The sequence below is a fragment of the Kitasatospora sp. NPDC056327 genome (assembly GCF_042261735.1).
In the GTDB taxonomy this organism is placed as follows: domain Bacteria; phylum Actinomycetota; class Actinomycetes; order Streptomycetales; family Streptomycetaceae; genus Kitasatospora.
The window spans coordinates 14,152-38,365 of sequence record NZ_JBHJRC010000044.1; the positions used below are offsets into that span (position 1 = coordinate 14,152).

The 24,214-nt window shown below is 75.7% G+C and carries 24 protein-coding genes, 1 pseudogene and 1 riboswitch; of the genes and pseudogenes, 8 read left to right on the forward strand and 17 right to left on the reverse strand.

Annotated features, from left to right (window positions below; all coding sequences use genetic code 11):
• Positions 1-11 precede the first annotated feature (11 nt).
• The 4 genes from ACFCX4_RS09500 to ACFCX4_RS09515 all read right to left on the reverse strand — a co-directional run bounded on the left by ACFCX4_RS09500 (position 12) and on the right by ACFCX4_RS09515 (position 4,548).
• Positions 12-1,100 carry a PDR/VanB family oxidoreductase gene (locus ACFCX4_RS09500; protein WP_376140104.1) on the reverse strand — a complete coding sequence of 363 codons (1,089 nt, stop codon included), beginning with the start codon at positions 1,098-1,100 and terminating at the stop codon, positions 12-14.
• A gap of 78 nt (positions 1,101-1,178) precedes the next feature.
• Complete coding sequence (locus ACFCX4_RS09505; RefSeq protein WP_376140147.1) at positions 1,179-2,045, reverse strand: metal-dependent hydrolase; 867 nt, start codon at positions 2,043-2,045, stop codon at positions 1,179-1,181.
• Between the two features lie 308 nt (positions 2,046-2,353).
• Positions 2,354-3,133 (reverse strand): IclR family transcriptional regulator, encoded by a 780-nt coding sequence (locus ACFCX4_RS09510; RefSeq protein ID WP_376140106.1) that lies wholly within the window; start codon positions 3,131-3,133, stop codon positions 2,354-2,356.
• Positions 3,134-3,405: 272 nt separating this feature from the next.
• Positions 3,406-4,548: a glycerate kinase gene (locus ACFCX4_RS09515; RefSeq protein WP_376140108.1), complete on the reverse strand. Its 1,143-nt coding sequence runs from the start codon at positions 4,546-4,548 to the stop codon at positions 3,406-3,408.
• A gap of 390 nt (positions 4,549-4,938) precedes the next feature.
• On the opposite strand from ACFCX4_RS09515, the gene ACFCX4_RS09520 reads away from it, so the two are divergent.
• From ACFCX4_RS09520 to ACFCX4_RS09535, 4 genes and pseudogenes are all read left to right on the forward strand, one after another.
• Positions 4,939-5,319: a helix-turn-helix domain-containing protein gene (locus tag ACFCX4_RS09520; protein ID WP_376140110.1), complete on the forward strand. Its 381-nt coding sequence runs from the start codon at positions 4,939-4,941 to the stop codon at positions 5,317-5,319.
• Positions 5,318-5,650: pseudogene (locus ACFCX4_RS09525) on the forward strand (amidohydrolase family protein); the annotation flags it as partial. The gene ACFCX4_RS09520 and the pseudogene ACFCX4_RS09525, both read left to right, overlap by 2 nt.
• A 193-nt stretch (positions 5,651-5,843) precedes the next feature.
• The gene (locus ACFCX4_RS09530) at positions 5,844-6,641 is read left to right on the forward strand and encodes an IclR family transcriptional regulator (protein ID WP_376140112.1); all 798 of its coding nucleotides are present in this window, start codon (positions 5,844-5,846) and stop codon (positions 6,639-6,641) included.
• A gap of 217 nt (positions 6,642-6,858) precedes the next feature.
• Positions 6,859-7,524 (forward strand): hypothetical protein, encoded by a 666-nt coding sequence (locus ACFCX4_RS09535; protein WP_376140114.1) that lies wholly within the window; start codon positions 6,859-6,861, stop codon positions 7,522-7,524.
• Positions 7,525-7,554: 30 nt separating this feature from the next.
• On the opposite strand, the gene ACFCX4_RS09540 is transcribed toward ACFCX4_RS09535, so the two are convergent.
• Positions 7,555-8,871 carry a hypothetical protein gene (locus ACFCX4_RS09540; RefSeq protein ID WP_376140115.1) on the reverse strand — a complete coding sequence of 439 codons (1,317 nt, stop codon included), beginning with the start codon at positions 8,869-8,871 and terminating at the stop codon, positions 7,555-7,557.
• A gap of 2 nt (positions 8,872-8,873) precedes the next feature.
• Positions 8,874-8,999, reverse strand: a riboswitch (cyclic di-AMP (ydaO/yuaA leader).
• A gap of 400 nt (positions 9,000-9,399) precedes the next feature.
• Here ACFCX4_RS09540 and ACFCX4_RS09545 point away from each other — a divergent pair.
• Positions 9,400-9,729: a hypothetical protein gene (locus tag ACFCX4_RS09545; RefSeq protein ID WP_376140117.1), complete on the forward strand. Its 330-nt coding sequence runs from the start codon at positions 9,400-9,402 to the stop codon at positions 9,727-9,729.
• A 67-nt stretch (positions 9,730-9,796) separates the two neighbouring features.
• Here the strand turns inward: ACFCX4_RS09545 and ACFCX4_RS09550 are convergent, their stop codons facing one another.
• Entirely contained in the window at positions 9,797-10,945 is a 1,149-nt protein-coding gene (locus ACFCX4_RS09550) for an alpha/beta hydrolase (RefSeq protein ID WP_376140119.1), read from the reverse strand.
• 232 nt (positions 10,946-11,177) lie between these two features.
• A complete protein-coding gene (locus ACFCX4_RS09555; protein ID WP_376140121.1) occupies positions 11,178-11,798 on the reverse strand; it encodes a TetR/AcrR family transcriptional regulator in 621 nt (206 codons plus the stop codon).
• Between the two features lie 138 nt (positions 11,799-11,936).
• On the opposite strand from ACFCX4_RS09555, the gene ACFCX4_RS09560 reads away from it, so the two are divergent.
• The gene (locus tag ACFCX4_RS09560; RefSeq protein WP_376140123.1) at positions 11,937-12,701 is read left to right on the forward strand and encodes an SDR family NAD(P)-dependent oxidoreductase; all 765 of its coding nucleotides are present in this window, start codon (positions 11,937-11,939) and stop codon (positions 12,699-12,701) included.
• Positions 12,702-12,775: 74 nt separating this feature from the next.
• On the opposite strand, the gene ACFCX4_RS09565 is transcribed toward ACFCX4_RS09560, so the two are convergent.
• The 4 genes from ACFCX4_RS09565 to ACFCX4_RS09580 are packed head-to-tail and all read right to left on the reverse strand — an operon-like array spanning position 12,776 to position 15,334.
• Positions 12,776-13,690: a phosphotriesterase gene (locus ACFCX4_RS09565; protein WP_376140125.1), complete on the reverse strand. Its 915-nt coding sequence runs from the start codon at positions 13,688-13,690 to the stop codon at positions 12,776-12,778.
• Positions 13,687-14,151: a carboxymuconolactone decarboxylase family protein gene (locus ACFCX4_RS09570; RefSeq protein ID WP_376140127.1), complete on the reverse strand. Its 465-nt coding sequence runs from the start codon at positions 14,149-14,151 to the stop codon at positions 13,687-13,689. The genes ACFCX4_RS09565 and ACFCX4_RS09570 overlap by 4 nt, the downstream gene beginning before the upstream one ends.
• Before the next feature lie 17 nt (positions 14,152-14,168).
• Complete coding sequence (locus tag ACFCX4_RS09575) at positions 14,169-14,744, reverse strand: DUF4865 family protein (RefSeq protein ID WP_376140129.1); 576 nt, start codon at positions 14,742-14,744, stop codon at positions 14,169-14,171.
• A gap of 23 nt (positions 14,745-14,767) precedes the next feature.
• Positions 14,768-15,334: a TetR/AcrR family transcriptional regulator gene (locus ACFCX4_RS09580; protein WP_376140131.1), complete on the reverse strand. Its 567-nt coding sequence runs from the start codon at positions 15,332-15,334 to the stop codon at positions 14,768-14,770.
• A gap of 208 nt (positions 15,335-15,542) precedes the next feature.
• Here ACFCX4_RS09580 and ACFCX4_RS09585 point away from each other — a divergent pair, with 208 nt between their 5' ends.
• Positions 15,543-16,535, forward strand: coding sequence for an aldo/keto reductase (locus tag ACFCX4_RS09585; protein WP_376140133.1), 993 nt, complete (start codon positions 15,543-15,545; stop codon positions 16,533-16,535).
• Between the two features lie 306 nt (positions 16,536-16,841).
• On the opposite strand, the gene ACFCX4_RS09590 is transcribed toward ACFCX4_RS09585, so the two are convergent.
• The 6 genes from ACFCX4_RS09590 to ACFCX4_RS09615 form a co-directional block, all read right to left on the reverse strand.
• Positions 16,842-17,918, reverse strand: a complete 1,077-nt coding sequence (locus ACFCX4_RS09590; RefSeq protein ID WP_376140135.1) for an LLM class flavin-dependent oxidoreductase — start codon at positions 17,916-17,918, stop codon at positions 16,842-16,844.
• A gap of 3 nt (positions 17,919-17,921) precedes the next feature.
• A complete protein-coding gene (locus ACFCX4_RS09595) occupies positions 17,922-18,845 on the reverse strand; it encodes an ABC transporter substrate-binding protein (protein WP_376140137.1) in 924 nt (307 codons plus the stop codon).
• A 91-nt stretch (positions 18,846-18,936) separates the two neighbouring features.
• Positions 18,937-19,722, reverse strand: a complete 786-nt coding sequence (locus ACFCX4_RS09600) for an ABC transporter ATP-binding protein (protein WP_376140139.1) — start codon at positions 19,720-19,722, stop codon at positions 18,937-18,939.
• A complete protein-coding gene (locus tag ACFCX4_RS09605; protein ID WP_376140149.1) occupies positions 19,719-20,525 on the reverse strand; it encodes an ABC transporter permease in 807 nt (268 codons plus the stop codon). Before ACFCX4_RS09605 ends, ACFCX4_RS09600 begins: the two co-directional genes overlap by 4 nt.
• Positions 20,526-20,617: 92 nt before the next feature.
• Complete coding sequence (locus tag ACFCX4_RS09610; RefSeq protein ID WP_376140141.1) at positions 20,618-21,634, reverse strand: NrtA/SsuA/CpmA family ABC transporter substrate-binding protein; 1,017 nt, start codon at positions 21,632-21,634, stop codon at positions 20,618-20,620.
• A gap of 148 nt (positions 21,635-21,782) precedes the next feature.
• Entirely contained in the window at positions 21,783-22,856 is a 1,074-nt protein-coding gene (locus tag ACFCX4_RS09615) for an ABC transporter substrate-binding protein (RefSeq protein WP_376140143.1), read from the reverse strand.
• Between the two features lie 395 nt (positions 22,857-23,251).
• On the opposite strand from ACFCX4_RS09615, the gene ACFCX4_RS09620 reads away from it, so the two are divergent.
• Positions 23,252-24,034, forward strand: a complete 783-nt coding sequence (locus ACFCX4_RS09620) for an IclR family transcriptional regulator (RefSeq protein WP_376140145.1) — start codon at positions 23,252-23,254, stop codon at positions 24,032-24,034.
• The last annotated feature ends 180 nt before the right edge of the window (positions 24,035-24,214 follow it).

The window sequence follows — 24,214 nt, forward strand, 5'->3', positions numbered from 1 at the left end:
GGCGGGGTCCCTCACAGGTCGAGCACGAGGGTCTCGCCCTCGGCGGCACGGGAGACGCAGGGCAGCAGGGTGCCGGCGGCGCGCCGGCCGGGAGTGAGGCGGCGGTCGCGGTGGTCGGCGGTGCCGGCCAGCAGGCGGACCTCACAGGTGCCGCAGAAGCCCTGCCGGCAGGAGTACGCGAGGCCGGGGCGGGCCTCGCGGAGCACGTCCAGGGCGGAGCGGTCGGCGGGGACCGGCAGCGCGGGGCCGTCGGCACCGAGGCGGACGGTGAACGGCGCGCCGCCGGTGACCGGGGCGGCGCCGAAGCGTTCGAAGTGCAGCGCGGCGGCGGGCGAGGCGTCGAGGGCCCGCTGGACGGCGGTCAGCATCGGGGCCGGGCCGCAGCAGTAGACGGCGGCGCCGCGCGGGGCGCGGGCGAGCAGCTCGGCACCGGTGGGCGGGCCGCCGTGCTCCCGGTCGGTGCGCAGGTGGACCCGGTGCGGGTCGAGGGCGCGCAGCTCGTCGGCGAACGGGAGGCTGCCGGGGTCGCGGCCGGTGTGGACGAGGTGCCAGTCCAGGCCGTGCCGCGCGGCCTCCCGGGCCATCGGGAGCAGCGGGGTGATGCCGATGCCGCCGGCCAGCAGCAGGACCGCCGGTTCGGCGCAGAAGGCGAAGCCGTTGCGCGGGCGGCGGGCGGCGAGCCGGGTTCCGGGGTGGACGCCGTCGTGGATCTCGGCGGAGCCGCCGCCGCCGTCCGGCAGGCGGCGGACGGCGATCCGGTAGACGGTGGCGTCGCCCGGGTCGCCGCACAGCGAGTAGTGGCGTTCGCGGCCGGAGGGGAGGGTGAGCCGCAGGTGGGCGCCGGGCTGCCAGGCCGGGAGGGGAGCGCCGGAGGGGTCGGCGAGGGTCAGCTCGACGGCGTCGGCGGCGACCGGGCGGCGGGCGGTGACGACCAGGCGGAGCGCCGGGACGGGACCGGCGGGCGGGCGGCGGGGGTTGCGGCGCAGCAGCGGGCCGCCGAGGGCGGGGCCGTAGCGGTCGCCGAAGGCGGTGAGGAAGCGGAGGAAGGTGTCGGCGCGCGGGCGGCCGTAGAGGTCGGGGGGCGGGGTGTGCGGGTCCATCCGGCGGGGTCCTCGGGGCTCGGGCGGCAGGGTGGGGAGAGGAGAGAGGGGTCGAGGGGGGAACGGGGTGACGGGTGCTCAGCGGCCGGCGGCGGCACGGGCGGCCGGGGAGGCGGCCAGGTAGCCGAGCGCCTGGCTGGAGGACCCCTCCTGGGTGGGGTGGTAGCCGGGCCGCAGGTAGCGCAGGCCGGAGCGGAGCGAGGCGACCGGCTCGGGCAGCAGGCCGCGCCGGGCGATCCTTCCGGCCTCCCGCCAGGTGGGCCGGAGCCGGCCGTCGAGGGTGGGGTCGGCGGCGAGCAGGAAGCGGGCACCGCGCACCCAGAGGTGGACCAGCAGCGGCCCGGAGATCAGCATGCCGCGGATCCGGCGGGCGTAGCCGGGGTCGAGGTGGACCATCAGGTCGAAGGCGACGCTGCGGTGCTCGACCTCCTCCGCGCCGTGCCAGCGCAGCAGGTCGAGCATCGTGGGGTCGGCCTTCGCGCGGTCCAGGCCCGGGGAGTTGAGCGCCCAGTCGCCGAGGAAGGCGGTGAAGTGCTCGATCGCCGCGACGAGGGCGACCCGCTCGATGACGTTCTCGCGCCGACGGGCCGGGCTCAGTCCGGGCCTGTCGCCGAGGACGCGCCGGAACAGCCAGGAGATCTGCCGTACGTAGGGGCGCGGGTCGAGGCCCTGGCCGAGCAGGTGGTCGAGGACCTCCTGGTGCGCCTCGGCGTGGATGGCCTCCTGGCCGATGAAGCCGAGCACCTCCTCGCGCAGCCCCTCGTCCCGGACCAGCGGCAGGGCGTCCTTGAACACCTTGACGAACCAGCGCTCGCCCTCGGGGAGCAGCAGGTGCAGGACGTTGATGACGTGGGTGGCCATCGGCTCGTCGGGGATCCAGTGCAGCGGCAGTCCGGCCCAGTCGAAGCGGACGTCGCGGGGCTCCAGGACGAGGTCCCGGTGCACCCGGGAGGCGGGGGCGACGGCGCCGGCGGGCTCGGCGGGGGCGGGGGTGGCGGCGGGGCTGGGACCGGGGCTGGGCACGGGAGGGCCCTCCTGACCTGCGGGTGGCGGCTCGACCCGGCACAACGTACTCGCGGGTAGCCGCGGCCACAAGGGTTTCGGCACGTCTTATCGACATCGAGTCTAATAAGTCCGGCGCCGGGAAGCCGCGGGTCCGGCGCAAACACCTGCCGCCGGAAGCACGAGGACCCCGCCGGGGGCGGGGTCCGTGGACGGGCGGCGGGTCGGGCCGCCCGGGGGTGCGCGGTGCGTCAGACCGCCATCGCCAGCATCAGCGGCGCGGCACGGGCGGCGAGCAGTTCGGCGGCGGCCTTCAGCCGGTGCACGTTGTCGACCGGCATCGAGGTGGCCAGGCAGCCGACCGTGCTGCCCGCGGTCACCGGCACCGCCGCGCAGACCGTGCCGAGCGCGTACTCCTGGATGTCCAACACCGGAACGGTGGCGGGCTGGCGCTCCAGACGGTGCATCAGCTGGTCGGCGTCGGTGACCGTCCGCGAGGTGAGCCGGGCCACCGGGTGGCGGGAGAGGTGGTCCCGGCGGGCGTCGTGGTCGAGCTGGCTGAGCAGACACTTGCCGATCGCGCTGGCGTGCGCGGTGGCCCGGAAGTCCACCCACTCCTGGACCGCCGGCGCACCCTCGGAGGCCGAGACCGCCTCGATGGACAACTCGCCCTCGTGGTAACGGGTGAAGTACACTGCGGCGCCCAACTCGTCGCGCAGCTCCGCGAGTTTGCGGTCCAGTCTGGCCCGGACCAGCTGCTCCCGGTTGTGCTGGCCCAGCAGCGCGAAGGTCCCCCCGAGCACCCAACCGCCGTCCTGGCAGTGCAGATAGCCCTCGATCTCCAGGATCTCCGCGAGCCGGCGGACCGTCGGCAGACCGAGCGAGGTCTCCCGGGCGAGGGTGACCAGGGTGGCACCGCCGGGGTGGCGGTCGACCGCCTCCAGCAGTCTGAGGGCGTGCTGGAGGGAGGCGAACGAACCGGGCGCGCCCTGCTCCGGCACGGCGTGGCGGCCCGGGGCTGGTGTCGACATGTCGTCCCCTTCCGAATGTCCCCCCGGGGCGTGACCCACGGGTAGGGTCCAGCCTATCCACCGCCGGACGCCGTCACCGCCCTCTCACGGGATATTCGGACGGACACGGTGGAGCACCTGACCGGCATATGCCCCAAGCGCGCCGTGCACACCCCCTTGCGGCCCCGGCGGCGGCCCGAGCGCGTGGGCCTGACGGGTCCTCCGGTGCCGCGGGGGACGGGTGGGCACGGCCGCGGGCGTGCACCGGACCCGCCCTCGACCCCGCCCGCCGGCTATCCGTGGAGCAGGTCCGCCGCCAGCCGCTCCCCCGCGGTCCCGGCCAGCTCACCGGCCCTGGTCAGACTCTCGCCCGGGTGCGCGCCCAGCACGTCGAGCGCGTAGGCGGCGACGAACCCGGCCGCCCGCCACTCGCGTTCGGACAGCTCCACCCGACCCGCCACCACGGCCACCGGGACCCCGGCCCCGGCGGCGGCCGCGGCCACACCGGCGGGGGCCTTGCCGTGCAGCGTCTGCGCGTCCAGGCAGCCCTCACCGGTGACCACGAGGCGCGCCCCGCGCACCGCCTCGCCGAACCCCAGCAGTTCGAGCAGGAACCCGATGCCGGGCCGCACGGCGGCGCCCAGCAGGGCCAGCGCGGCGAAACCGGTCCCGCCCGCGGCCCCGGCCCCGGGAACGGCACGGACGTCCCGGCCGACGGCGGCGGCGACCACGTCGGCGAACCGGGTCAGGCCCTCCTCCAGCACCACCACGTCCGCCGCGTCCGCGCCCTTCTGCGGACCGTAGACGGCGGCCGCGCCGCGCGGGCCGAGCAGCGGGTTGTCCACGTCGGAGGCGACGACCACCTCGACGCCCCGCAGGGCGTCGGGCAGCGACCCCGCCCCGATCCGGTCGAGACGGCGCAACGCGGCACCGCCAGGCGGCAGTTCGGCGCCCCGTTCGTCCAGCAGCGGGACGCCGAGGGCCTGGAGCATCCCGGCCCCGCCGTCGGTGCCGGCGCTGCCGCCGAGGCCGAGCACGATCCGCCGGGCCCCCAGGGCCACCGCCCGGCCGATCAGCCGGCCGACCCCGTGGGTGCCGGCGGTGAGCGGGGCGGGCCGGCCTCCGGGCAGCCGGGCCAGCCCGCAGGCCTGGGCGAGTTCGACCACGGCGGTGGTGCCCCGGACGGCGAGCGCCGCGTCCACCGGCAGGCCGGTGGGGCCGGGCACCACGACGGGGACCCGGTCGAACCCGGCCGCCAGGGCCGCCGCCAGCGTGCCCTCCCCGCCATCGGCGACGGGCAGTTCGCGAACCTCGGTGCCGGGGGCGGCGCGGCGGATGCCGGCGGCGATCCGGGCGGCGGCCTCGGGGGCCTCCAGGGTGCCCCTGAACTTGTCGGGGGCCACCACCACGTGGCCCCGGCCGGGGTTCTCGGGCATGATGCGCGCCTCACTTCCGGGCTGGTCCGGCGACGGTCCGTCAAGCATGCGGCCCGGAAGCCCCCGGCCGCCGGAAGCATTGCCGGACCCCGGAGGGCCGTCAAGGCGGCGCCGGCACCGCCCCGGCACCGAGGGCCCGGCAAAGCCCGGGACCGCCCACGCCCCCGCTCGCTAGAGTGAACCGGTGCGATCGATGGTGGAGTTCACGACAGAGCCGTTCGAAACGGACACGTTCCCGCCGCACGCCGCGGCGTCCCGCCGGCCGGCCGGCGAAGCGGGACCGGCCGGCCCCACCGGCACCGTGGGCCGGGCCGGGGCGGACGCGGCACTCGCCGCCGTGACCGGACCGCTCCGGGTCGGCGGGCCGGGGACCGGGGCGGGCGGTACACCGTGACCGGGCAGCCGGAGCACCCGCTCGCCGCGGCCGTCGGACCGTTGCTGGCCGCGATCGGCGCCACGCCCGTCCCGCTGGACGAGGCGAGGCCCGACGACGTCGTGCTGGAGTGGGAGGGCACCCGGGCGCTGGCCGTCCGGCTGCCGCACCTCGGCAGCGCGCTGGACCGCCTGCTGGCCGAGACGGCCCGCCGGTTCGGCGGCCGGCCGCTGGCCGAGCTGGCCCGCCCGGAGAAGCAGCTGGTGGTGGCGCTCCTGGAGGAGCGCGGCGCTTTCACCGTCCGCCACGGCGTCGAGACGGTCGCCGCGGCGCTCGGGGTCAGCCGCTTCACGGTGTACAACTACCTGAACCGCCGCAACGGTTCGACGCCGGACTGACACCGAACTGCGCGACGCCCTGCTGATCAACCGGCTGCCCGGCTCGCCGGCCGCGCTCACCGCCCGCCAGGCACTGCGCCTGGGCTCCACGGGCGGCACCCGGGTGCTCGGCCGGCAGGACGAGATCGGCTCCGTCGAGGCCGGCAAGCCCGCCGATGTCGCGCCGTGGAGGGCCGACGGCCTGCCGCACTCCTCGATCGCCGACCCGGTCGCCGCGCCGGCCCTCGGCGCGCTGCCGCCGCTGACCGCGCTGTTCGTCAACGGCACCGCGGTCGTCGAGCCGGGGCGGCCGACCACGGTCGACGAGGAGCGGACCGCCCGGGCGGCGTGACCGGCCGCCGGGGCCGCCGGACACCCGAGCCGGACGGGGCCGGGGGCCGGCGGACGGGGGCAACTGAGCGGAACGTTCGATTCTGTAAGGTGGAGACCCGTTTCCGCGATGCAGAATTCCAGCGGTCCGGCGGGGCGCTCGCGGGCGTACGGCCTCCCCGACGGTCCCTCCCCCGACCGCGAAGGGAACCCCGGTGCCCCCGACCTCCGACAGCGCCGCGCGACCGACCACCGAGCGTTCGAGCGGCGGGGTGCAGTCCGTCGAGCGCGCCTTCCAGCTGCTGGAAGCGCTGGCCGACGCGGGCGGGGTGGCGACGCTCAGCGAGCTGTCCACCACCTCCGGACTGCCGATGCCGACCATCCACCGACTGGTCCGCACCCTCGTCCAGCAGGGCTACGTCCGCCAGGACAGCACACGCAGGTACACCCTCGGCCCCCGGCTGATCCGGCTCGGCGAGACCGCGGGGCGGCTGCTCGGCAGCTGGGCCCGCCCCTACCTGGCGGAGCTCATGGAGGCCACCGGCGAGACCGCCAACCTGGCGGTGCTGGAGGGCGGCGAGGTGGTCTACGTCGGCCAGGTGCAGTCACGGCGCTCGATGCGGATGTTCACCGAGGTCGGCCGCCGGGTGCAGCCGCACTGCACCGGTGTCGGCAAGGCACTGCTGGCGCAGCTGCCGGAGGAGGAGGCGCGCGCCGTCCTCGGCCCGGGCCCGCTGCCCGCGCTCACCCCGCACACCGTGACCGACCCGCAGGAGCTGATGCGCCTGCTCGCCGGGGCGCGCGGGCACGGCTTCATGGTCGACGACCAGGAGCAGGAGATCGGCGTGCGCTGCGTCGCGCTCCCCGTGCCGGGCGCGCCGGCCCCGACGGCGCTCTCGGTCTCCGGCCCGGAGGCCCGGATCCGGGCCCTGGAGGAGCAGGCCGGCACGGCCTCCCTGGTCCCGGTGATGCACGCGATCGCGGCCCGGCTCGGGCAGGTCCTGGCCCCCTGACGGCCCGGTGACCGGCCGCTCCCGACGGCGGGCCGACCGGCCGTGGGCGTTCGTCCGTTCGAGCCACCCGAGGGCGGGTTGTCCCGGTCCAGGCCGGGCGGTCGGCCACGCTGGTGCGGACGCGGCCCGCGACGGCGCGGGGCGCCGGACACGGAGGGCAGGGTGAGCGGCGATGGCCCGCAGCGGATCCGTTCGAGGAATCTTCGGTAGGTCCCTGGTGGTTGGGGGCACGGTGGTGGCACTGGCCGCCGGGCAGGCGTGGGCGACGGACTGTCCACCGGACGGCCAGGCGTCCGCACCGGGGGCGGGCGCCCCGGCACCGGTCGGCACGCCGGTCGTCCCGCCCGTCACGGACCCGGTGACCGAGCCGGGCACGGCGGATCCCGGCGCGGCCGGTCCGGGGACCGCCGCCGACCCCGGCGCGCAGGCCCCCGGGCCGGCCGCCGACCCGGCCGCGGCGGCCCTGCCGTCGGACTCCGACCTCTACGTGGTGCGGCTGGACCCGGACGCGGCCCCGCCCGGCGGCACCACCACGGTGCACGCCTTCGTCGGCAACCTCGGCCCGGACACCACCGCCTCGCCGTTCACCGTGGTGGTCACCCTGCCCGACGGCGTCACCGCCGAAGAACCGTTCTTCCCCGAGAACTGCTACGCCTTCCAGGACGGCCACCGGGTCCGCTGCAGCTTCCCGCCCGGCCTGCCGAAGTACCGCAGCGCGACGGCGCTGATCCCGGTCCGGCTGGCGGCGTCGCTCCCGGCCCCCGGCACGCTGACCGGCGGCTGGGTGTCGCTGCGCAGCGCCGACGACCGGCACCCGGAGAACAACCGCCAGCCGTTCGAGATCGCGGTCGTCGAGACGACCGAGCCGCGCCCGGCGGTCTGAGCGCCGGACGCGGCCCGGTGGACGCGCCGGTTACCGGTAGACGCGGAGGTAGTCCGCGGCGAAGGTGATCGGCGCGGTGCCCTGGGGCGCGGGGTGGTAGTTCCCCGCGCTCAGCGACAGGTTGAGGATCAGGTACGCGGACCAGCCGGCGCCGACGCCCTTGCCGTCCGAGTACACCTTGACCCCGTTGACGTACCAGTCGACGGAGCCGGCGCCGTAGTGGGTGCCGATGGTGACCCAGCCGTCCTTGGCTATCGCCTTGGCGTCGGTGTGGTAGAGGTGGCCCGGGTTGACGTGGTTGGTCAGCTCCAGCAGGTTCGGGTTGTCGGGGTGGTACTCGAAGGAGTCGATCTCCCCGTTGCCGTTCTTCCAGGTCCACAGGGCCGGCCAGGCGCCGGTGCCGGCCGGGAGCCTGACCCGGGTCTCGGCGTAGTCGCCGGCCTTCACCTGGAAGCCCTCGCCGGAGTACTCGGTGGTGAGCAGACCGGTGTCCCAGGACTGCTTGCCGTTCTCCAGCGTGTTGGCGCCCGGCTTGGCGGTGAAGGTCGCGACGCCGCCGGAGACGGAGACGTTGTTCCGGTTCAGCCAGTCGAGCTTGTTGTCGTCCGGGTTGTGGTTGCCGTAGCGGTAGGAGCTGCTGCGGTCGCCGGTCCAGCGGGTCCCGTAGGCGATCGGGCCGCTGAACTCCTCGGACCAGGTCAGCTGCTTGCCGGTGACGGGTATCCCGGTGCCGGGGGTGGGGGTCGGCGTGGGGGTCGGCGTCGGCGTCGGGATGGGGGTCGGCGTGGGCGTCGGGGTGGGCGTCGGGGTGGTCGTGGCCGGGGAGACCACCAGCTCCCGGGAGGGCAGGTTGTGCCAGGCGCCCGCCGCGTCCTGCCAGAAGCCGAACTGGGTGTACGTGCCGGCCGGCAGCGTCCGCGCACCGGTGGCGACCGTCAGACCACCGGGGCAGATCCGGGCGTCGGCGGTGCTGCCGGGGAAGTCGAGGTTGCGGCCGGCCGCGTCGCGGACCCCGACTCCGAGCGTCCTGGCCGTGAAGCAGGCCGAGGAGTGCACGGTGAGCGAGGCGGTCGACGCCTTGCCCGCGACCATGGTGGCCGGGGCGAGCCGGTCCTGGGTGACGGTCGGCAGAGTGGCGGCCCGGGCACCGGTGACGGCCGGCACGCCGCCGAGCAGTCCGGCACCGGTGACGGCGAGTGCCCCCGTGGCGGCGAGGGCGGCGGTGCGGCCGCGGCGGGAGGGCCGGGCGTGGCGGGCGGCGGGCCGGCGGCCGAACGCGCGGCGGGCGGCCGGGCCGTCCGGTTCGCCGGAGGCGGGCGGGGCGGGCTGCTGCGGGGCAGTGGTCATGGCAGGGTCCTCTGCGACGCCTGCGGGGTGAGCTGTCGGGTTCGGGCGCTGAGGTTGCCCGGCCGTCGGGAAACGGCTTCACCCCTAGCCGCGGCCCGGGCGCCGGAGCGCACGGGCGGGCACTGACCTGGGTCCCCCGCTCCCGTCCGCCGTGGTGCTCGGTTGCCGGCCGGCGGGTGGACAGGACTCGGCGTCCCGACGGCGGGGTCCGCTGTGGCGGACGTCTCTGCAGGCTAGGCAGTCCGTGCGAGCACGGACAACTTCCCCGGGAAGGTTGTCGCGCAGCTCACACCCCCTCCCGGCCGATGATCAACGGTCCGGCGGAGTCGATCCGTTGGGACGGCACCGGACCGCCCGGGGTCCCCGCCGGACCGTCCGCCGGGGTCGCGGGCCGTCCACGGTGGCGGGTCCGGCGGGGAAAGTGCGCCGCCGGGGCGAGGTGGTCGGATAGGTTGGGGATCCATCGTGCCCGGAGCCGTCCGGGCCGCACCGAGCACCGCCTCCAGAGACGAGGAGACCCGTCCCGCCATGACCGTGTCCCTGCCCGCCTTCGCCGGCCGCACCTACCTGTTCCGGGTCGACAACGGCGCGGCCTTCCGCAACGCCTACTCGGCCGACGGCAAGCGGCTGCGCTGGGAGGGCCTGGGCGAGTCGGCGGGCCAGTGGGAGGACGTCACCCTGCACGTCGCCGAGGTCGGTCCGCAGATCTACTTCGTGAGCTGGACCGAGGTCAGCGGCATCACCGTCAGCCACGTCATGGACCTCGCCCGGATGACGGTCCGGGCGTTCTGGACGTACGAGGGCGAGGGCGGCCGGGTCGGCGAGCTGCACACCGGCACGCTGGAGCGGGTGGTCTGAGCGACCGCGCCCGGGGGCCCTGCCGCCCGGGCCCGGCCGGGTCCACCGGCCGGGGCGGCCCCGGGGGTCAGGCCGACTGCCCGGCTCCCGGGACGACCAGGCGCTGGGAGATCCACTCCAGCGAGGACGGGAGCAGCTTGCTCCAGGTCTCGAAGTTGTGCCCGCCGGTGGCCAGCATGCTGTAGGACACCTTCATCGGGCTGCGCACGGCGGCCACGAACGCCTCGGTCTCGTGCCGGTACTGGCCGTCGCCCTCCCTGGTGCCGGCCAGCAGCACGGAGATCCCGGGCTGCGGCAGGTTCCTGAGCCGCCACATCAGATCGGCCTCGTTGCGCCGCTGGCCGCTGCCCTTGAAGAGGTCACCGGTGGACGGGTCCTCGGCGGCCTGGTAGTAGCCGGACAGCGAGACGGCGGTCGGGTAGACCTCCGGGTGACGCATCGCCAGCTTGAGGGCGCAGTAGCCGCCGGTCGAGTTGCCCATGAACGCCCAGGCCCTCGGATCGGCGGAGACCCGGTAGGTCGCCTGGATCGCCGAGGGCACGTCCTTGCTGAAGTACGTCTCGGACTGCGCTCCGCCCGGGATGTCCTCGCACTCGGTGTCCTGCGGCAGCGCCGGCGAGGGGCGCACCAGCACCATCACGGTCGGCTGCATGCGCCCCTCCTGGAGGAGCCTGAGTGCCGCGCCCGGGTAGTTCAGCCGGGTGACGAGGTTCTTGGCGATGCCGGGGAAACCGGTGCTGACGATCAGGACCGGGAACTGCTTCTGCTCGTACTCCGGCTGGAAGTACTGCGGCGGCAGGTACACGTACCCGTCGGTGGAGAGCCGGGTGGTGGCGCCGTCGATGCGGACCTCGCGGATCTCGCCGGACTTCTCGCGGTCCCGGCCGAGCGCGCCGCCGCCCTGCACCTCGGCGTGCCCGATGGTCTCCACGCGCAGCCGGCCGGAGGCGTCCACCTTGTTCTGGATGACCACCGGCCCGCTGTCGCCGGTGCCCAGCAGGTCGTCCCAACTGCTGTAGAACGCGAAGTAGTTGTTGGCAACCAGACCGAGTGCGGCGAGCACCGTCAGCTGGGTGGCGAGCAGGGCGCCGATCCGGCCGAGGACCGCCCGCCAGCCGCGCCTCGACAGTCTCGGCCACAGCCAGACCGTGGCGGCCATCGCCGCGACGGCGATCAGGACGGTCAGTGCCAGCACCTTGTGGCTCGTCAGACCCATGTCGTGTTTGCTCCCACGCCTCGTACTCCCCCGCCCCCGGGGGAAGGACACCCGGGAGGGCCGCCCCGGTTCCCCCCGTCCGCCGGGGAGCCGTTCACCGGCGCGCGACCCCTCAGCCTAGCGTCCGCGCGGACCGCTCCGCCCCCGCCGACCAGCGGGAACGCGCTCGGCCCGGAGGAGGAGCGGCGGTGGCGGCGCCGGGGCGGGGCGGGTCGCCGGCCGGGGCGCGGCATCAGCCGAGGGCGGCCCAGAGCGCCAGGCCGCCGGTGAGTTCGCGCACGCAGCGGGCGCCGAGTTCGCGGGGCGAGCCGGGGCCGGTGACCGGGGCGTCGGAGAACGCCCACTCCTCCAGGGCGACCCGGATCGCGGCGGTGGCGGCGGCCGCGGCGAGCCGGATCTCCAGCGCGTCGGTGCCCGGGGGGCAGCGGTCGGTGATCGCGGCCAGCAGCCGCCCCTCGGAGTCGGCGTGCACCCGCTGCCAGACCGTGCCGAGCCGCCGGTCGCGCAGCAGGTCCCGGGTCCACCGCATGGCCTCGGCGGCGTGCGCGTCGGCGGGGCTCAGCGAGTCGGCGGCGGAGCGCTCCAGCGCCTCGCGGACCGGCAGGTCGGCGGCGCTCTCGGTGAACAGCCGCACCCAGCGCTCGCCGCCGGCCGCGAGCAGCGGGGCGACGGCGTCCTCCTTCTCCGAGAAGTAGCGGTAGAAGGTGCGCAGCGAGATGCCCGAGGCCTGGGCGATCTCCTCCGCGGTGACGGCCTCGGCGCCCCGGGCGGCGAACAGCCCGGCCGCGGCCCGGGCGATCTCCAGCCGGGTGGTCTCGCGGCGGCGCTGGTTCAGGGTGGGGCGTCCGGTCACCGGCTCAGCGTACGCGGACGGTACGACACCCTGCACATCATGCATCTCCGGCACATCAGGACTCATTGGCACGATGTGCCAATAAGGCGTACCGTGACGTCGAGGTCGTGAGACCACGAACGGAAACGGAGTACCACCATGGAGCGCTTCAGCGGACGGAACGTCCTGATCACCGGCGGCGGCTCGGGCATCGGCCGGGCCACCGTCCACCGGATCCTCGCCGAGGGCGGGCGGGTCGTCGCCGTCGACGTCAGCAAGGACGGCCTGCGGACCACCCTGGAGCGCGCCGCGGCCGACGGCACCGCCGAGCGCCTCACCACCGCGGTCCTGGACGTCTCGGACGAGGCCGCCGTGCGGGACGGCGTCGCCTCGGCGGTGGCCGGGCTCGGCGGGCTGGACGTGCTGGTCAACGCGGCCGGCATCCTGCGCTCCGCGCACACCCACGAGACCAGCCTGGAGTTCTGGAACAGGCTGCTCGCGGTCAACCTGACCGGCACGTTCCTGATGACCCGCGAGGCGCTGCCGGCGCTGCTCACGGGCGGCCGGGGCGTGGTGGTCAACTTCAGCTCGACCTCCGCGGCCTTCGCCCACCCCTACATGGCCGCGTACGCGGCGACCAAGGGCGGCATCCAGTCCTTCACCCACGCGATCGCCGCCGAGTACGCCAAGCAGGGCCTGCGCGCCGTCTGCGTCGCGCCGGGAAGCATCGACAGCGGCATGACCAACGACCCGGGCCTGCCGGCCGACGCGGACCTCGCCCTGCTCGCCAAGCTCTCCCCCGCGATCGGCCAGGGCTTCGCCGGGCCCGAGACGGTCGCCGGTGTGATCGCCATGCTGGCCTCGGACGACGGCGCCTTCGTCACCGGCACCGAGCTGCGGATCGACGGCGGCACCCACATGTGAGTCCGGCCGGACGGCGCCGGTCACCGGTCGGCCCGGTGGCCGGCCCCGCGGCGCGGGCGCGGTCCGCAGGGGCCCTACGGGCTGCGCCAGTCGGCCGCGAAGGCGCGGGCGGGGTTGTCGGTGAGGACGCGCCGCGCCAGCTCCGGGCCGAACTCCCGGGCCAGACGGGGGGCCAGCACGGTGAGCAGATGGGCGGGGCCGGGGGCCCGGCGGGCGCCGCGGGTGGTGGTGTCGCCGCCGAGCAGCAGCCGGTCGGCGTGGCCCGCCTCGACCAGCGCGGCCACCGTGTCGAAGAGGTGGTGGTCGGTGGCGTGGTGCGCGCGGGAGGGCCCGTCCAGCGCCAGGAAGGCCCCGGCGGCGGCGAGTTCGCGGTGCAGCCGGAGGTCCGGGTGCCGGTTGAGGTGGCCGAGGAGCACCCGGCCGGGCGGCACCCCGTACCGGGCGCAGAGAAGGTCGAGGACCTCGGGTGCGGCCGTGCCGAGTTCGTGGTGGACGGCGATCGGGGCGCCGGTGGCGTGGTGCGCCTCGGCGGCGGCGGCCATCACCCGCCGGGCGTGCCGGTCCAGGCCGTGGAAGTCGCCGGCCACCTTGACGAGTCCGGCGCGCACTCCCCCGGGCGCGCCGTGCAGCCCGGTGGTGAGCTCGGCGGTGAAGAACCCGGCGAGTCCGGCGTAGCGCCGTTCGAGGTCCGCCGGGTCGTAGTGGACGGCCTGGTGCAGCCCGGTGGCCGCGATCAGGTGGACCCCCGTGGCGCGGGAGAGTCCCGGCAGCGCATCGGCCCGCCGCCCCATCCCGGCGGGTGTCCACTGCACCAGCGCCCGGCCGCCGGCCGCGGCGAAGGCGTGCAGCACCTCCTCCGCCGCGGCCGGGTCGTCGAGTTCCTCGCCGGGCAGCCGGGGGCTGCGCAGGAACAGGTGGTCGTGGGCGTCGCAGACGCCGAGCCCGGCCGGGTCGAGGTCGCCGAGGACGGTGCGGACGGCGGCGGTCACGCCGGCCCGTCGAAGCAGGCGGCGGCGACCCGCAGCCCGGCAAGGGCCCTCGGGACCCCGACGTAGGGGGCGAGGTGGACCAGGACCTCGGTGATCTCCTCCCGGCGCAGGCCGATCCGCAGGCTGTTGCGGACGTGGTCGGCGAGCTGGGGCTCCACGCCGCCCAGCGCGGTGAGGGCGGCCAGGTTGGCGATCTGGCGGTCCCGCAGAGCGAGGCCGGGCCGCTGGTAGGTGCCGCCGAAGAGGGCCGTGACGATCCAGTCGGGGAAGCCGGGGGCGAGTCCGTCGAGCGCGTCCAGGGTGCCGGCCCGGGTCCGCGGACCGGCGAGTTCGTCGAGCAGGGCGTAGCCGGCGGCGCGGTCGAAGGGGGCGGGCGCCCAGCCGGCGGACGCCGGACCGTCGGGCGTGCCGGGTGCGGGGCCGGCGGCGGCGGGGCCGGCGGGCCCGGGGTTCGGGGACATCGGGCGGGGCGGTCCTTTCACCAGTGGCGGCCGGCCGGCAGCCGGTCGAGTTCGGGGCGGGAGAGGTGGTGCACCCGGTACCGAGTGCCGGGCGCGGTGTCCGGGGCGGCGCCGCACCAGAGCGCGATGGTCAGCACCTCCCAGCGGGCCGGGTCGACGGCGACGGCGGCGGTGTGCAGGTCGGGGTGGTCGGGCAGCCCGGCGAGGGCGCGTTCGACCGCGACGGCCGGGTCGGCGCCCTCCGGGAGGCGCTCGGCCCTGCGGGTGGCCGCGGCCGGCGGGCCGGCGCCCGGGCCGCGGCGCAGGCCCGCGCCGAGCCAGTGCCGGACGGCGGGGCGGCCGAAGTCCGCGCAGAGGCCGCGGAAGCCCGGGCCCCAGAGGAAGGCGTTCATCCCCTCGGCGGTGCGCCAGAGGTAGAACGGCGCGTACTCGTTGACCGGCGAACCGTCGAGACCGCGCTCACGGACCAGGTAGGCCTTGAGGCCCAGGCCCGGGTGGTCGTCCAGCAGGTGACCGCGGGCGGCGACCCGGCGGCGGACGATCCCCATGTCGTAGTCGGCGGGGAGGGTGATCTCGTACTGCATGGCGTGCACGGCGGGCTCCTCGGGGAGGCGGCTCAGTCGGTGCGCTGGGCGGCGAGCAGGGCGAGGGCGCCCCGGACGGCCCGCTCGAAGGGCTCGGTGCCGTCGGCGGCGCGGGCGAGCACGTAGCCGCCCTGGACGACGGCGACCACGGCCGCCGCGAGGTCGCCCGGGTCGGCCCCGGGCCGCAGTTCGCCCCGTTCCCGGCCCTCGGCGATCACCTCGGCGATCCGGCCGCGCAGCCACTCGAAGGTCTCCTCGACCGGGGCGCGCAGCCGGGCGTCGGCGACCACCTCGGGATCCTGCGCCATCCGTCCGATCCGGCAGCCGCGCAGCACGTCGCGCTCGCGCAGCAGGTAGCCGGCGACGCGCTCGTAGGCGGTGCCGGGCGCCGCGAGGTCGGCCTCCGCGACGGCGCGCAGCTGCTCGGCGCTGCGGCGCAGGGCGGCGGCCGCGAGACCGGGCTTGCCCTCGAAGTGGTGGTACATGCTGCCCTGGCCGACACCCGCGCGCTGCTGGATGGCCCGGGGGCTGGTGCCGGTGTAGCCGCGCTCCCAGAGGAGGTCCTGGGTGCTCTCGACGAGGCGGTCCTGAGTCGTCATGCGGCCGACTGTACCTCGGGGTACAGCCTGCTGTACATACTGGTAGGTACAGAGCGGGGACGGGTCCGGGACGGCGGCGGGCCGTGGGCCGCCCCCCGGCGGTCCACGGCCCCGTGTGGTCGTCGTCCCCGCCCGCGGCACCCGGCACGCGCCGACGGGCCGTGGCACGGATCACTCCGGACGGCCCCGGCCTGGCAGGATGTCCGGCATGAGCTACCTCGCCGCGGATGACCGCTACGCCTCGATGACCTACCGCCGGGCCGGCCGCAGTGGCGTGCTGCTCCCCGCCGTCTCGCTGGGCCTGTGGCACAACTTCGGTGACGCCCAGCCACTGGACGTCCAGCGCGCGGTGCTGCGCCGGGCCTTCGACCGGGGTGTCACCCACTTCGACCTGGCGAACAACTACGGCCCGCCGTACGGCAGCGCGGAGCGCAACTTCGGCCACCTCTTCGCGCAGGACTTCCGCCCGTACCGGGACGAGTTGTTCATCGCCTCCAAGGCCGGCTACGACATGTGGCCCGGCCCCTACGGCGACGGCGGCAGCCGCAAGTACCTGCTGGCCAGCCTGGACCAGTCGCTGGGCCGCACGGGCCTCGACCACGTGGACGTCTTCTACTCGCACCGGTACGACCCGGAAACCCCGCTGGAGGAGACCATGGGCGCGCTGGCCTCGGCCGTCCGGGCGGGCAAGGCGCTCTACGCCGGCATCTCCAACTACCCGGCGGAGCAGCACCGGGAGGCGGTCTCGATCCTGCGCGAGCTGGGCACCCCGGTGCTGATGAACCAGTGCGCGTACTCGATCCTCAACCGCTACGTCGAGGACGAGGGGGTGCTGGACGCGGTCGGCGACACGCAGACCTCCCTGATCGCCTACTCCCCGCTGGCCCAGGGGCTGCTGACCGACCGCTACCTCTCCGGGGAGGTGCCGGCCGGGTCGCGGATGTCGATCGGCAGGTTCCTCCGCGAGGAGGCGCTGACCGCCGACAAGCTGGAGCAGCTGCGGGCGCTGGACGGGGTGGCGAAGCGGCGCGGGCAGAGCCTGGCGCAGCTGGCGCTCAGCTGGGTGCTGCGGGACCCGCGGGTGGTGTCGGTGATCATCGGGGCCAGCAGCGTCGCGCAGCTGGACCAGAACCTCGACGCGCTGGCGGGCGACCCGCTGACCGCGGAGGAGCTCGCCGAGATCGACGCGCTGGGCCGCTGATCCCGCGCGCCGGGGCGCACGGGCCCGAACGCACGGAACGCCCGGCCGGTCGACTACGTGACCGGCCGGGCGCCGTGCTCGTTGGACCGCCCGTACGGGACCGTCCGTACGCGTCCTCCGAGACCCGGGAGCCCGCCGTGCGGACGTACCTCCTCCGGACCGCCGCCCGTTTCGCCCGGCAGTTGGCGCTGACCTCGCCGCTGCCGTTCCCGCCGCTGCCGGGGGCCACCGGGCCGGGCACCGCCGCGCCGGATTTCCGGCCGGCGGGGCACGGACTGCCGGGGGGCCACGGACTGCCGGGGGGCGCTACGGGCGGGTGACCCCCAGCGCCGGCAGCACCGTCTCGGCGACCCGGTGGGCCTCCTCCAGCAGCGGGTTGCCGGAGAGGATGAAGGTGTCCACGCCGAGCGCCTCGTACTCCTGGAGCCGCTCGACCACCTGGGCGGTCGAGCCGACCACCGCGGTGCCCGGACCGGGGCGGAACAGGCTCATCCCGGGCCACAGGTTCGGGTGGGTCTCCAGCTCCCGGGCGCGGGCCGGGACCCTTCCCCCGTGCTGGCGGAACTGCCGCTGCCAGCCGACGCCGTCCTCGCCCGCCACCCCGCCGAGCTGCCGGGCATAGGTGGCCTCGCTGGTGACGTCGAGCAGCCGGTCGGCGGCGGCCCAGGCCTCGTCCTCGGTGTCGCGGACGATCAGGTGCAGCCGCAGGCCGATCCGCAGGGTGCGTCCGTGCGCGGCGGCCCGCGCGCGGACCAGGTCGAGCTTCTCCTTGAGCTGCCGGGGCGGCTCTCCCCAGGTGAGGTAGACGTCGACGTGCTCGGCGGCCATCTCGATGCCGGCCGCCGAACTGCCGCCGAACCAGAGCGGGATGCCGCCGGGCTGGACCGGGGTGAGTTCGCGCAGGCTCGCGCCGGCGTTCTTCAGGTCGTAGAACTCGCCCTTGTGGTCGAAGACCTCGCCGGCGGTGAGGCGCTTGACGATCGACCAGTACTCGGCGCTGAGCCGGTAGCGGTCGTCGTGCCCGACGTGCAGGCCGTACTCGCGAAGCTGCTCGGTGGAGCCGTTGACCACGTTGAAGCGCAGCCGGCCGCCGTGCAGGTGGTCGAAGCTGAGCGCCATCTTGGCGAGCAGGGTGGGCGAGATCAGCCCGGGGTGCACGGCGAGCAGCGGCTTGAACGCCGGGCCGGTGGCGGCGGCCAGGGCGTTGCCGAGGTCCCACACGTCGTAGAGGTCGGTGGCCAGCAGGGCGCCGGTGTAGCCCAGCCGCTCGACGCTGCCGGCGAGCTGCTGGAGGTAGCGGACGTCGACCGGGCGGCGTCCGGCGGGCTCCCACGGGTAGTGGCCCTCGCGCGGGATGATGTACCAGAGGACTTCGGAGGCCATCGGTCAGACCGCCCCGGTCACGGTGCCGGCGGTGGCGACGGCGGCGGCCACCGGGGCCTCCAGGGCCGGCAGACGGGCGTCGGCGACGTTCACCGCGCGGTCGATGAAACCGACCCGGTGGAAGATGTCGGCCGCCTCCTGCTGCTCGGCGACGAACGCGGCGGTCGCCGGCTCCAGACGCCACGGCAGGGCGGCCAGGGCCTCCTGCCAGTCCTCGGCGCTGCCGCCGAGCTCCCCGGCGGCGATCGCGGCGGCCTCCGGCAGGTGCCCGGCCACCCAGGCGTCGGCGCGGCGCAGGGCGGTGGCGATCGCGGCGACCACCTCGGGGCGGTCCGCGGCGAACCCGCGGCGGGTGAAGAACACCGAGCGGTCGGTGATGACGTCGCCGGTGCGGATCAGCTCGCGGAACTCGCCGCCGCGCCGGGCCGCGGCCAGCTCGGCGCCCTGGGCGATCCAGCCGGCGATCGTGCCCTCGCGCAGCCGCTGCGGCTGGTCCTCGCCGGCCGCCGGGCGGACGGCGGTGACGTCGTCGGCGTAGGAGAGGCCCTCGGCGTGCAGGGCCTTGGCGAGCAGGTGGGTCTGCCAGGAGCCGATGGCGAGGACGACGGTGCCGCCCTTGAGGTCGGCGACGGTCCGCACCGGGCCGTCGGCCCGCACCAGCAGCGCGCCGTGGTCGGGACGGGGCGCGGAGACCGCCGCGTAGACGAGGTCGTGACCGGCCGCCTGGGCGGTGACCGGCGGGGTGGAGCCGGTGCCGCCGAAGTCGATGGTGCCGTCGGCGAGCAGCTCGCCGGTGCGGGTGCCGTCGGAGTAGTGGTGGAACGCGCCGGTCTCGCCGAGCGGGGCCAGCTCCTCGTCCAGGTAGCCGAGCCGGGAGAGGTAGTAGAGCGAGGGGTTGCTGGCGTGGACGCCGAGGGTGATGGCCATGGGGTCAGCTCCTGTGGTGCGGGCGGCGGGGTCGCGCGGTTCGGGGGGCGGGTGCCCGGGGCGGGCAGGTCGGGGCGGGCAGGTCGGGCGGTCAGTGGACGCCGAGGTCGGCGAGCAGGCGGCGGCGCAGGTCGGCGAAGGCGGGATCGGCCGCGTCACGGGGGCGCTCGACGGTGACGCGCTCGTCGCGCACCAGCTTCCCGTCGCGGAGCACGGCGACCCGGTCGGCGAGCCGCACGGCCTCGTCCACGTCGTGGGTGACCAGCAGGACGGCCGGCCGGTGGCGGCGGACCAGGTCCCCGACGAGGTCCTGCATCCGCAGCCGGGTGAGCGCGTCCAGGGCCGCGAACGGCTCGTCCAGCAACAGCAGCTGGGGCTCCCGGACAAGCGCCCGGGCGAGCGCGGCGCGCTGCGCCTCGCCGCCGGAGAGGGTGGCCGGCCAGGCCTCGGCGTGCCCGTCGAGACCGACCTCGGCGAGGGCCTTCAGCCCGGTCTCCCGGGTGGCGGCGCCGCGCGGCAGGCCGACGGTGACGTTGGCGAGCACCCGCTTCGACGGGACCAGCCGGGGCTCCTGGAAGACCACCGTCCGCACCTGCGGCACCAGCACGGTGCCGGCGTCGGCCCGGTCCAGGGCGCCGAGGATGCGCAGCAGGGTGGTCTTGCCGGTGCCGCTGGCACCGAGCAGGGCGACGAACTCGCCGCGGGCGATGGAGAGGTCGACGCCGTCCAGGACGGCCCGGGTGCCGAAGACCCGGCGCAGGCCGCGCAGGTGGACGGCGGGTGCGGCGGCGTCCGGCTCGGTGACGGCGGCGGTCGTCGTGGGTGCGGTGCCGGCGCTGGTGGTGGTGGTGATCGTGGTGGTGGTCGTGGTGCTCATCGGGTGGCTCCCTGGGTGGCCTTGCGCCAGGGCATCAGGACGCGCTCCAGGACGCGGACCAGCCCGTCGGCGGTGAGTCCCAGCAGTCCGTAGATCAGGATGCAGACGGCGAGGATGTCGGTGCGGGAGTAGTTCTGCGCCTGGGCCATCAGATAGCCGATGCCCTCGGTGGAGTTGATCTCCTCGGCGGCGATCAGCGCGATCACGCTGAGCGTCATGGACAGCCGCAGGCCGGAGAGCAGCGACGGCAGCGCGCCGGGCAGGACCACGGTGCGCACGATCGCCCAGCGGCCGAGGCCGAAGCTGCGCATCGCCTCGATCAGCTTGCGGTCGGTGTTGCGGACGCCGCCGGAGGTCGACACGTACATCGGGAAGCTGGTGGCGACGCCGATCAGGGCGACCTTGGCGGTCTCGGTGATGCCGAACCAGACCATGAACAGCGGGACCAGGGCCAGGAAGGGGACCGTGCGCAGGACCTGGACCGCCGAGTCGAGCAGCTCGTCGCCGAGGCGGAAGAAGCCGGTCACCACCCCCAGCACCAGTCCGGTGGTGGCGCCGATCAGCAGGCCGAGGCCGGCCCGGGTGAGCGAGACCGTGAGCGCGTCGGAGAGCTGTCCGTTGTCCCACAGCTCGCCGACCGCCTCCGCCACCTGGGCGGGCGAGGCCAGCACGTCCTGGGTGAGCGCGCCGGTGGCGGAGGCGAGCGCCCAGCCGCCGAGCAGGGCCAGCGGGCCGAGGGTGCGCAGGGTCAGCGCGAGGGCCCTGGGGCGCGGGTTCTGGAGGCGGGTGCGCGGCTCGACCAGACCGGCCGCGCGGGCGGCCTCGGTGGAACCGTCGGTGGCGGCTCCGGCGGTGACCGGCTCGGTGGCGGTGGGCTCGGTGGCGGTGGGCGTGCTCACTTGGTCCCGCCCCCGAACGTGTCGATGTCGATCAGGTAGGGCTTGACGTCGACCAGCTGCTTGGTGACCTTCTGGTCGGCGAAGAAGGCGGCGACGGTGCCGAACCGGGTGATGTCGGCCTCGGCGATGGCACCGGCGGCGGAGCCCTGCCGGGTGACCCCGATCGCGACCTCCTTCTCCGCGGGGGTGACGGCGGTCGGCCCGGAGTCGGTGAAGACGTTGAGGTAGCCGGCCGGGTCGGCCTTCTCCTTGAGGCCGTTCTCGCGCAGGTAGCCGTAGAAGGCCTTGACCACCGCGGGGTGCTTCTCGGCGAAGCCGTTGCGGACGGCCCAGACCGCGTAGTTGTCGGAGCCGACCTCCTTGCCGTTGACCAGGAAGTGGGCGCCGGAGTTGGCGATCGACGGGGTCGAGAAGGTGTTCCAGGTGGCCCAGGCGTCGACCTGGCCGGAGTTGAAGACGCCCGCCGTCTGGTCCGCCCGCAGGTAGACCCGCTCGACCTTGTCCGCCGGGACGCCGTTCTTCTCCAGCGCCTTCAGCAGCAGGTACTCGCTGGTGCCGCCCTGGCTGACCGCGACCTTGCGGCCGACCAGGTCCTGCACGCTCTTGACGGGCGAGTCGTTCTTCACCAGGATCCCCTCCCCGACGCCGTCGGGGGCGGTCTGGGCGAACAGCTTGAAGCCGGGCTTCTGGGCGAGCGCGGCGACCGCGGAGGTGATCGAGCCCTGCGCGACGTCGAGCTGGTCGGCGGAGAGCGCCTGGGCCGCCGGGGCGAACGGGCCGGCGCTGCCGGTCCAGGCGACCTTGGCGTGGACGGCGGCCAGGGCCCGGTCCAGCGAGCCGTCCTTCTTCCCGAGGGCGAGGAAGCCGTTGTTGCCGGGGTCGGGCAGCCGCAGCACCACGTCCGCCGTGCCGCCGGCGGAGTCCTTGGCCCCGTCCGCGGACGAGCCGCAGGCGGCCAGGGCGGTGGTGGCGAGCAGTGCGGTGGCGGCGAGGGCGAGGCGGGAGGGGTTCACGGGGGTCGACTCCTGACGGACTGTGGTGACGGGGAACGACGGGGGCGGGGCGGGGAGCGGCGGCGGGGGCTCACGGCGGAGGCGGGCGGCGGACGGACGGGCGGCGGTGCGCGGGCCCGCCGGCCTGACCCCGCCGGACCGGGCCCGGTCAGCCGCCGTGGGTCCGCCCCTCGGCGCGGCGGGCGGCGAGCAGGGCACGGGCGGCGCGGAGCGGCTCCGGGTCGGCCCAGGCGCGGACGTCGACCGGGGCGGCCAGGAATCCGTGCCGGTGGAGGAAGCGCTCCTGCTGTTCCAGCAGGCCGAGGCGCTCCTCGGAGAGGTCGAGGTGCAGGGTGCGGTGGCCGTCCCGGGCGTAGGCCCCGGCGACGCCCTCCCGGCCGGCGCCGGTCTCGGCGCTCAGGATGCGCGCGACCTCCGCCGGGTGGTCGGCCGCCCAGTCGGCGGCCTCCAGCAGGACGGCGAGGAAGCGGGCCACCAGCTCCGGCTGCTCGTCCAGCAGTTGCTGGTGGACGGTGATCGGCCGGGGCGTGCCGTTGTTGACCCGGGCCCGGCGGTCCGGCACGGTGTCGAGTTCGACCGCGATCTCCGCGCCGGTCCGGCGGGCCGCCTCGACGGCGAGCGCGCCCTTCACGTAGACGGCGTCCACGACTCCGTCGCGCAGCGCGGCCAGCTCCGCCGCCCACTGCCCGCCGCCCGGGGTGGCCGGCACCTCCACCCACTCGACGTCGTCCGCGGTGAGTCCGGCGAGCGCGAGGGTACCGTGCAGACCGGCCAGGGCCATGGCCCGCCAGAAGTCGATCGATATCCCATGGTGTGGGACGGCCAGCCGGAGGCCGCGGAGCTGTCCGGGATCGGTGACGCCACTGCCGGAGCGGACCAGGACCACCTGGCGCTCCTCGATCCAGGTGAGCCCGACCAGCCTGGTCCGCTCACCGCGCGACCGGGCCCAGAGCGCCGGGACGTTGCCGCCCTCGCGGAACAAGCCGGTCAGGGCGTGGGTGTAGTGGTGGTCGGCGGCGACCTCCGGCGGCACGTCCTGGAGCGAGCGGACGGCGATGCCGTCGGCGGCGAACTCCCGCCCCAGCCAGCCCCGGTCGGCCGCGATGCCGGTGGCGGTGGGGACGGGGCACCGGGTGAACCAGAGGGTGTCGGGCACGTCGGGGGCGGTCGGGGTACGGTCGTCCGGGGCCGGACGGGCGGTGCTGCTGGCGTGGCTGGGCACGGTGGGCTGGTCCTCTGCGGCAGGGTGCGGGCGGCGGCGGAGCGCGGCACGGCACGGGTCACCAGGCTTGGCTGGGCGGGAGTTCGACCGGGGCGGCCGGCGTGGTCGGGGCGGCGCGTCAGCGACAACAGACGCAGGGGGCGGGGCACCGGTGGATCGTCACGGCGCTGCTCCTTCCTGCGGTCCGGCACGGTGGACGGGGCTCGTCCGGTGCGCTGCGCCGAGCGTTCCACGGCGAGCGGGCCCCGGACAAGGCCTTGCCACATCATGGGATCACTTGTTCATGAACGGCATCCTTTTGCAACGCCGTTGACACATTTCCGCAGCATGCGCTGCCCTAGTCTGGGTCCGACTCCGGTGAACCGGCCGGAGCCACGGACAGAACGAGAGGTGCCATGGCCGAGGCCGTCACCGCCGTCCAGAGCCCGCCGGCCGGCGCCCAGGCCGTGCAACGGGCACTCGGGTTACTCCACTGCTTCCACGACAACGGCCCCGATCTGAGCGCCTCGGACCTGGCCCGCCGGATGGGCCTCTCGGTCTCCACCGCGCACCGGCTGGCACGCACGCTGGTCAGCGCCGCGTTCCTGGAACAGGACGAGCAGACGGCCCGCTACCGGCTCGGCCCGGCCGTCGCCGAGCTCGGCCAACTCACCTTCCACCAGCGCGGGTTGCACCTGGCAGCACCCGAACTCGACCTGCTGTCTCGGCGCACCGGCGCCGCGGCCGACCTGGCGATCCGCAGCGGTCCGCACGCGGTGATCCTGGTCGGCGCCTCGGTCCGCCCGGACACCGGCCTCGGGCTGCGCCGGCCACTGCACTCCACCGCACTCGGCAAGGTGCTGCTGGCCTGGCCCCGCCCGGGGGACGCGGGGGTCGCCACGCTCGGCCCGCTGTCGCCGTTCACCGACCGGACCATCACTGAACCGGCGCGCCTGGACGAGGAGTTGGCGAGGGTTCGGGAGGCCGGCCACGCGCTCAACGACGGCGAGTCGGCGTCCGGCGTCCGCACGGTGGCCGTGCCGGTGCTGGACGGCGCCGGGCAGGCCCGCTTCGCGCTCGCCGTCCGCTCCACACCCACCCACCTCACCGACGACCGGCTGGAGTGGTTCCTGGGCCACACGCGCTCCTGCGCCGGGGCGCTCGCCGTCCTGCTGCTGCCCCCCGAGCAACGGATCTGACGACCGGTCACGCACGCGCAGGGCCCGGGCCCGGGTCACCGGAGGGTGCGTCAGGACACGGAAGAGGGCCGGGCGCCCGTGAGGGACGCCCCGCCCCGCCCCCGGGCCCCGTGTGTTATAAAAAAAAACGAGCCCCCCAGACAAGTAACTAAATGGGGTTGCGGGTTGAGGGTTGAATTT